Annotated in this window: 3 protein-coding genes; all 3 read left to right on the top strand. The window is 45.8% G+C overall.

What is annotated here, in order from left to right; genetic code table 11:
• Positions 1–2,095, top strand: a 2,095-nt coding sequence (locus PLH26_RS20265) for a PKD domain-containing protein (RefSeq protein WP_324587843.1), incomplete at its 5' end; no start/stop codon positions are given.
• Positions 2,096–2,285: 190 nt separating this feature from the next.
• Complete coding sequence (locus PLH26_RS20260; protein ID WP_324587842.1) at positions 2,286–2,666, top strand: hypothetical protein; 381 nt, start codon at positions 2,286–2,288, stop codon at positions 2,664–2,666.
• A 121-nt stretch (positions 2,667–2,787) separates the two neighbouring features.
• Positions 2,788–4,929 (top strand): elongation factor G2, encoded by a 2,142-nt coding sequence (fusA2, locus tag PLH26_RS20255; RefSeq protein ID WP_324587841.1) that lies wholly within the window; start codon positions 2,788–2,790, stop codon positions 4,927–4,929.
• Positions 4,930–4,983 lie beyond the last annotated feature (54 nt).

Raw genomic sequence — 4,983 nt, 5'->3', positions numbered from 1 at the left:
TGATACCTATACGGTTACTGTAACCCGCAACGGCTGCAGTGACTCAGACGATAAGGTCATTACGGTAACCACGCCGCCAACGGTAGACCTGGGACCTGCCGCAGCTATCTGTGCAGGCAACAGCATTACCCTTGATGCAGGTGATCATGGTGCAGGTACTACTTATAACTGGAGCACAGGTGAAACTACCAGAACTATTGATGTTACTACTGCTGATACTTATACGGTTACTGTAACCCGCAATGGTTGCAGTGCATCGGATTCCAAAGCCATCACGGTAACAACTTCGGGACTGGTTGTGGATTTAGGTACTGATATAGAAAGATGCGCCGTTGGCCTGCCAACAACCTTAGATGCCGGCATAACAGGCGCCACGTATAAATGGGGCAGCGATCCGTTCGTGCCTACCGTAACCAATAAAACCACAAAAACGGTACAAACATTGATGGCGGGAAAGTTTTGGGTAGAAGTTACAAAAGACGGATGCTCAGCAACCGACACTATTATTGTTACCAATAAGCCAATGGCTGAACCCCAATTCAGCTATACACAAACCGGGTCATGCAGCCCGATTGATGTAAGCTTTACAGATGCTACCACTTCATGCAGCAGCATCAGTAATTATGAGTGGGATTTTGGTGATGGCAGTGCCGTTTTAACAGGCAGCCCCGATCCGGCTGTTATGAACCCAACGCACAGTTATGCACAGCCCGGCGTTTACCGTGTAATTTTAAAAGTAACCGTTAGCGGAGAGGATAAAACATATGAAGAAGATATCATTGTAAGCGGAACGGGTATACCGGTTAACCTGGGCAATGATACCACCATATGTGCAGGCAGCAGCATTACGCTTGATGCGGGAGATCACCCGGGCGCCACCTATGAATGGGCTCCGGGCGGAGAAGCCACAAGAAGCATTACCGTAAATACAAGCGATACCTATATTGTTACCGTAGCCAAAGACGGCTGTAAGTCAATAGATGCCATTAACGTAACAGTGGCTCCTGAGCTTACAGTTGACCTGGGCAACGATACCACCATATGCGCAGGAAACAGTGTTGTTCTGGATGCAGGCAACCCCGGTGCCGCCTATTTGTGGAGCACAGGTGAGACCACAAGAACCATTGTTGCAGACCATGCCGATACCTACTCGGTTACGGTAAATAACGGAAACTGCATTGGCACAGGGTCCATAAAAGTGGATATAAGCTCAACCCTCCCGGTTTCGTTGGGAGATGATGCCACCATTTGCACAGGAAGCAGCATTACGCTCGATGCGGGCTACCCTGGTGCCGTGTATACGTGGAGCACAAGCGCTGCTTCACAATCCATTATAGTGAATATGGCCGGCGTATACAGCGTTACCGTAAACCACAATGGCTGCGTGGGTGAAGACGAAATTGAGATTTCATTAACGGATCCGCCATCTGCTGTGAATTTAGGTAATGATACCACCATCTGTTTTGGCAATAGTGTACAGCTTGATGCAGGTAATCCCGGCGCACAATATCTCTGGAACACCGGGGCCACTACACAAACGCTGTATGCAATGTCGTCCGGCCTCTACAGTGTGGAAGTAACGGGTTGCGGCGGAACAGTATATGACGAAATATACCTGTCAATGGCCAATCTGCCTCTACCTGTTATTACGCAAAAAGAAAATGTGCTGATGAGTTCTGAAGCGGATACCTATCAATGGTATAAGGATGGGATATTGATTCCCGGAGCCATAGAAAAAGTGTACAAACCAAGGGGTTATGGCAAATACAAAGTGGCAGTTACAAGCACAGCTACAGGATGTACGGGCGAATCAAATCCTTATTTCTTTGTACCCGATGGTCGCATTTACATAGGCGATATAAGAGTTAAATTATCCCCGAATCCGGGCAATGGACTGGCAAAGCTGATCTTCTCCAAATTACCGCCAAAACCCATAAAGGTTACGGTATACGACAGGGTGGGAAGACGAATATTGTTTACGACGATGGTCAATACCGTGAATGATATTAACCTGGCAGCTTATGCGAAAGGAGAATATTTTGTAGAATGTATTTTAGACGGTAAAAGAATTATAATACCACTGGTAACACAGTAGAACCTTTCTGGAAGTTGATAGACAACCCCGCCATCCGGCGCAGCCAAAAGCTGCACGGATGGTTTTTTTTATTTATACACAAAAGCCTTTCTATGTTTATATTTTTTAGTACTTTTAAATAGTACTTACTATCCGATCCCATTGGCTTAAGAACAATTCATTTTATTTCTTCACTTTAAATTGTACGCCCATGGTTACCACAGACATCGCACAATTCTCAGAAGAATGTAATGCCTGGAGGGAGGCATTACGTTCACAGCGCGAAGAATTTACCCGCATGAAAAATGAACTGCAGCAGGCCGCGGCCCACATCACCAGCAAAGAAGCGCTTAAAGATGTTGAGCATTACGAAAACCAGTTCAACATTCAGCTTGCCAACATTCACGATCTCAAACAATCCATTAAATCCCACAACAGGATGCCGGTCTTTCAACCGGTGGCTGATAATGATGCACCTTCCGAAAATATGATCTCGGGTTACCAAAAATTGTCTGCCGAATACCAGCACCTCAGGCATACCCTGCATGAGATCAAAAATGATTTTCAAAAATTCCTGGTAAATTATACCTGACTGAACATCAGAACAAAGTATTGCTATAGCAGAAGAAGTTATCCTTTCTTTACTGCCATGAGTTTTTCATGTCGTTACATTAACTCCTTATCACATTTATTCATCTTAAAATATTATTGCCATGGCTGCCGAATTTGATACTTCCCATGTAAAGAACGTTGTTCTTCTCGGGCATGCCGGCTCAGGTAAAACAACGCTTGCCGAATGTTTTCTTTTTGAAGCGGGCTTAATCTCCCGGCGTGGAACGATTACCGAAAAAAATACGGTGGGCGATTACCATGAGCTGGAACAGGAAAGAGGCAATTCCATCTTTTCCAAATTGATGCATACCAAATGGCGGGGGTATAAGATCAATATCATTGACACGCCCGGCTATGATGATTTTGTGGGTGAAGTACTCTCCGCACTTCGCGTATCCGATACCGGTATCATGCTATTGAACGCGGCTATGGGAGTAGAGGTGGGCACAGACGTGATATGGCAATATACAGAAGAATTTAAAACACCGATGATTTTTGCTGTAAATCATCTCGACAATGAAAAGGCAGATTTTGACAACACGGTAAGAGAAGCAAAAAATCACTTTGGCAATAATGTAACAGTAATCCAGTATCCGCTGCAGCAGGGCGAAGGATTTCATGCCATTGTAGATGTGCTGCGCATGACGATGTATAAATTTAAAGATGCAGGCGGTAAGCCGGAAAAGTTGCCCATTCCGGCCGAAGAAAAAGAAAGGGCCGATATGCTGCACAAGGAACTGATAGAAGCCGTTGCGGGAAATGACGAAACACTGATGGAAAAATATTTTGAAAAAGGCGAACTGGATGAAGATGAGATCAGGAGTGGTATGAAAAAAGCCATGATCAACCACGACCTTTTTCCGCTGTTTTGCCTTTCGGCAGAGCGCAATATGGGAAGCGGGCGCCTGATGGGCTTTATAGACAATGTTTGCCCCGGCGCCAATGAAATGCCGCCGCAGGTTTCCGTAAAAGGCGAAGATATTGCCTGTGACGCTGCCAAACCGGTTTGTGCTTTTGTTTATAAAGCCATATCGGAGCCGCATGTGGGGGAGCTGTCTTTTATGAAAGTATTTTCCGGCACGCTTAAAGCCGGCACGGATCTTATTAATGAAACCACAGGCGTATCTGAAAAGCTGAACCAGTTGTTTGTCATGGAAGGCAACAAAAGGGTCGGCGTTGGTGAGCTGAGTGCCGGCGATATAGGAGCTACGTTAAAATTAAAGAACACGCATGTTAACAATACATTGCACGAAAAAAACGTGAGCTATGAATTAAAGCCCATAGTATTTCCTGCGCCCAATATGAGCATTGCCATCAGCACGGTAAAAAAAGGAGAGGAAGAAAAGCTATCGGCCGCCCTTCACCAACTGAGAGAAGAAGATCCAACCCTTATCGTTAAAGTTTCGTCCGAACTAAAGCAAACGATCATTTACTGCCAGGGCGATATGCACCTGGCCGTTATTAAATGGAAACTGCAGCACCAGCATAAAGTGGACGTTGTTTTTGAAGAACCTAAAATCCCTTACCGCGAAACCATCAGAACGGCGGCAGAAGCTGTGTACCGCCATAAAAAACAATCCGGCGGTGCAGGACAGTTTGGAGAAGTGCATATGCGGATAGAGCCCTGGTACGAAGGCATGCCCGAACCTGCGGGGCTGAACGTTAGGGGAAGGGATATCCAGGAGCTGCCCTGGGGGGGCAAGCTGGTTTTTTACAATTGCATTGTAGGAGGCGCTATTGACCAGCGCTTTTTGCCTTCTATACTTAAAGGAGTAATGGAAAAAATGCAGGAAGGCCCATTAACAGGCTCTTATGTAAGGGACATAAGGGTTTCGGTATTCGATGGCAGGATGCACCCGGTTGACAGCAACGATATTTCTTTTAAAATAGCCGGACTTATGGCATTTAAGAACGCCTTTCAATTGGCGGCACCGCAATTGCTGGAGCCTATTTACCAGGTAGAAGTGCTATGCCCGGAAGACCTTACAGGCGCTGTTATGGGCGACCTGCAAACCAGACGGGCACTGGTAGAAGGCATTGATGCAGAAAGGAATTTTACCAGGATAATTGCCAAAGTTCCATTGGCCGAAATGAATGATTATTCCTCGTCGCTGCGTTCTATTACACAGGGCAGGGCTAAATTTAAAATGCTGTTTCATGAATATGCCGTAGTGCCCTTTGAAACACAACGTAAATTAACCGAACAGTACAATAAGGTAGCCGGGGAAGAAATGGTGGGATGATGGTATCCCATTGAGCAACCCCATGTTGCCATTAAATCGTAGAGTTGCGAGCTT

The sequence above is a fragment of the Agriterribacter sp. genome (assembly GCF_035444585.1).
In the GTDB taxonomy this organism is placed as follows: Bacteria; Bacteroidota; Bacteroidia; order Chitinophagales; family Chitinophagaceae; genus Agriterribacter.
The sequence above is the reverse complement of the archived record's forward strand: the minus strand, read 5'-3'. Positions and strand labels throughout refer to the sequence as shown.